Annotated in this window: 3 protein-coding genes; 1 reads left to right on the top strand and 2 read right to left on the bottom strand. The window is 56.5% G+C overall.

The genetic code is table 11. The annotated features are described in order from the left end of the window. Both AC1D1P_RS17785 and epsA read right to left on the bottom strand, forming a co-directional pair. Positions 1 to 1418: undecaprenyl-phosphate glucose phosphotransferase (locus AC1D1P_RS17785; protein WP_477673879.1), on the bottom strand; the 1418-nt coding region annotated here is incomplete at its 3' end. Further along, on the bottom strand, positions 1411 to 2199 hold the full coding sequence (gene epsA, locus AC1D1P_RS17780) for an XrtB/PEP-CTERM-associated transcriptional regulator EpsA (RefSeq protein WP_477667874.1): 789 nt from the start codon (positions 2197 to 2199) through the stop codon (positions 1411 to 1413). The genes AC1D1P_RS17785 and epsA, both read right to left, overlap by 8 nt. Positions 2200 to 2574: 375 nt before the next feature. Between epsA and AC1D1P_RS17775 the strand changes: the two genes are divergently transcribed. Then, the coding region (locus AC1D1P_RS17775) for an acyltransferase family protein (protein ID WP_477673878.1) at positions 2575 to 3577 on the top strand (1003 nt) is incomplete at its 3' end.

Below are 3577 nucleotides of genomic sequence, written 5' to 3'. Positions count from 1 at the left end.
GCACTGTCCTTGAAGACCAGGCGGATCGTTTTCAGAATGATGAAAAAATCGAGCTGCAGCGACCAGTTGCGCAGGTAATCCAGGTCGCAATCGATACGCGACTGCATCTTGTCGAGCGTGTCGGTTTCGCCGCGCTGCCCATTCACCTGAGCCCAGCCGGTAATGCCGGGCCTGACCTTGTGGCGAACCATGTAGCCCTTGATGAGAGAGCGATACATCTCGTTGTGTGCCACGGCGTGCGGTCGCGGGCCGACGATGCTCATGCGCCCTTGCAATACGTTGATGAATTGCGGTAATTCGTCGAGCGAGGTTTTGCGCAGAAAAGCGCCCAGGCGGGTGATCCGCATGTCATTCTTGCGAGCCTGTTGAATCGTGCCACCGTCCTCGGTAACAGCCATGGACCGGAACTTGTAGACCAGAATCTGCTCACCGTCCAAGCCATAGCGCCGCTGCTTGAAAATGACAGGCCCCGGAGAGTCAAGCTTGACCATGATCCCGATCACCAGCATGACCGGAAAAATCAGCAACAGGATCAGCAGTGACAGCGCGATGTCGCTGGCCCGCTTCAGTACGCCGCTGACACCCCGGAACGGCGTATCGCAGACAGATATCACCGTGACCCCGCAGACCGAATCGCTGCGGCCCTGTATCAGGTCGGTAATGAACATGTCGGGGACAAAATAAATCGACGCTGTGGTGTCCTTCAGGCCATCAAGCACCTGCAGGATGCGCGGCCGCGATGCCATGGGCAAGGACAGATAAATAAACTGGATACGGTGCTGCTTGACGTAAGCCGGAAGGTCGTCAATTTTTCCCACCAGTTGGTAGTCATCCTGTGACTCCCTGCGGTCTTCCCCGCGGTCGTCGAAAAAACCCTTCAAATCAATGCCCGAATACGCCGAACCTGTGATGTGCCGGGCCAGAGAAACGCCCTGCTCGTTCATACCGACGATGACAGCACCCCGAACCGCCCCCTGCAATTTCAGCAACTGCGGAGCSGCAGCACGCAGAGCCACATGCGCACCCGCCTGGGCAACCGGCGCGACCCATAGCCAGTTAACCAGTACCGTCATGGAAAATTTATAGAAATATTCGGTGGCAAAACCCGTCAGCAGCAACAAGCCGGCAATCCATATCCAGTGAAATGCAATCTTTGAGAACACCTTCCACACGGGCAAACGCAATTGGGAGGTACCGGGAAACGTCAGCGAAAACACGATGACCGACAAAATTAGATAGGCAGGACGCACCGACCCTTCAAAGAACAAAGCCAGTCCCCAGAGCGAGAACACCAGAACCAGAGGGTCCAGCGCGGCCTCCACTGCGGTGAAAAGATGACTTCGACCCAACCCCATGGAGCGGGGTTCGCGCCGGTTAAGCCATGCCGAGGCTGAATTGAGCGGATTGACATCATCCATGCAAGCTCACCCGCGTAATCCTGGAGACAGCCTGGGCCCGGTTAAATACGTTGAGCTTCTGGAATATGCGCTGCATGTGATTCTTCACCGTATAGCCACTGATGTTGAGGATGGTTCCGATCTCGGCATTGGTTTTGCCCATGGCGACCCAGGCCATGATTTGCGTTTCACGTTCGCTCAGGCCGGACGCGTCGTCGGCTCCGTTGCGTACCGTAACGGCGGCTTGCGGGTGCTGCTGTGGCAACAGCGCCATCTGCCGCAGCGCGTTATCAATGGCAGGCATCAGCATCCTCATGGCCTTCAGCCCAGACTCCCTGGGAATCTCATCTGCACGGAAAAACGCATACAGACAGTCCTGGTGCGCCCTTTCGTCATGCATCGCGTGAACGAGCACCGAGCGCATACCCGCCAGGGTACGGGTGAAGGAGCCCGGCAAGCTCGCATTGCCCAGCAAATATTCGAACTGGCTGAAATTGAGGAGGCAGGGCTGCCCGCCGGCCGCCACCCAGTGGTCATGAAGCCGGCCAAGCAAAAAGGGCACGCCGTCTGTACCGGCTGCATAAGAACGTACGCCAGGCAATTCAGAAAGAATGTCGTGCTGGATAGCACCTTCCTGAAAGTCGCCCCAGCCCACCATCAGGATGTCATGTGGAAGGGAATACTGGACGTCACCGCGCAACCATTCGAGCAGGTCGGCGTGCCGGGTGATGGCCGTAGCCTGCGTTATCAGCGCCGTATAGTGCGCAGGATCTTCGCTGAAAAGCGGAGCGTGAGATTTCATGCCTTGATATCACTTCCTGTGTTTTGTTCTGCCCCCTGCCTGCGTGTGCAGGCGTGGCAGAAGGGACCCACTGAGAATCGTCTAGCTTGGTATAAGTCGCAATACCAAAGACGGCACAGTTGATGTAGGAACAAGACGACTCAGTGTAGGGTGGCAGGCATGCAATTGAGATGTCAGACCCCGCGCGTATTGGTTGCAACTACGTAACAGCTGTGCGCTTGATGGCAGTTGCTTCGCAAAACGATACGGCTTGCAACAGTTTGCTTTCTTTTGGCGCACGGCCGTGGCTGCTATTGACTACGCTGCGCACATAATTTGTGCACGCAGTTGCAGCGAGCAAAACAGCAAAGAAACAAGAAGAGGAACGCAAGGCTGATGACCGGTAAGAAAATGAAGCGCAGCATGGAAGTGGATACGGTAAGAGGCATCGCCTGCATCTTGCTGGTTCTGTTTCATGTGGTAGGGGATACGCCCTCAGTGGGCCTGAAGGTTCCGGAGGGGCACTGGTTGCAGATGTTCAATGAAGGGCTGGCCTATATCCGCATGCCGCTCTTCTCTTTCATCTCAGGCTATGTGTATGCATTTCGCCCCTATGAAGGCAATGCTGCTGAATTCATTAAAGGCAAGGTCCGGCGGCTGCTGCTCCCCCTGATTACGGTGGGAACTATTTTTGCCGTCGTGCAGGCCTTCACGCCAGGCGCCAACTCATCGGTCAACCAGTGGTGGCTGTTGCACATTGAGCCCGTGGGGCACTTCTGGTTTCTTGAAGCGCTTTTTATTGTCTTCCTGGTTGTTCTGCTGCTGGAACACCTCAACGCACTTTCTACTGCGACCGGATTTGCAGTGGCCTGGGCGCTCAGCACGGTGCTGTTTGACTACTTCAGCCCACCCAACTATTTCGCCGCCCGCGGCGCTGTTTACCTTCTGCCTTTTTTCCTGGCCGGGCTTGCCTGCAAACGATTTGACATCGGGACGCCAACGGCCCGGCTTGTGGCGGCGGCCGTATTTATTTGCGCCGCTACCGGGGCCATGCTTTTTCCGCAATTTTCCGAGCAGGGAAGTTCTGTGGCCGCACTGGCGCTCGGCGTCTCAAGCGCCTTTCTTCTTTTGCGGAGTGGCTGGAGTTTCGCGCCCCTGGCCTACATTGGATCCTTCTCATTTGCGATTTACCTGCTGCATGTTTTTTTTACGGCAGCGAGCCGTATCGCCTTCAGGAAATTGGGTATCACGGACACCTATGTCCTGATGACGCTGGGACTCGCCGCCGGGATTGCTGGCCCCGTCGTATCCGCGCTGCTTATCAGCCGGCACGCAGGCCTGAATCTGTGGCTGCTGGGAACTGTGCCGGGCAAGCCGAAAACCAATCCGAAGCCCGTGG

The sequence above is a fragment of the Polaromonas sp. P1_E1_2 genome, from assembly GCF_056406035.1.
The sequence above is the reverse complement of the archived record's forward strand: the minus strand, read 5'-3'. Positions and strand labels throughout refer to the sequence as shown.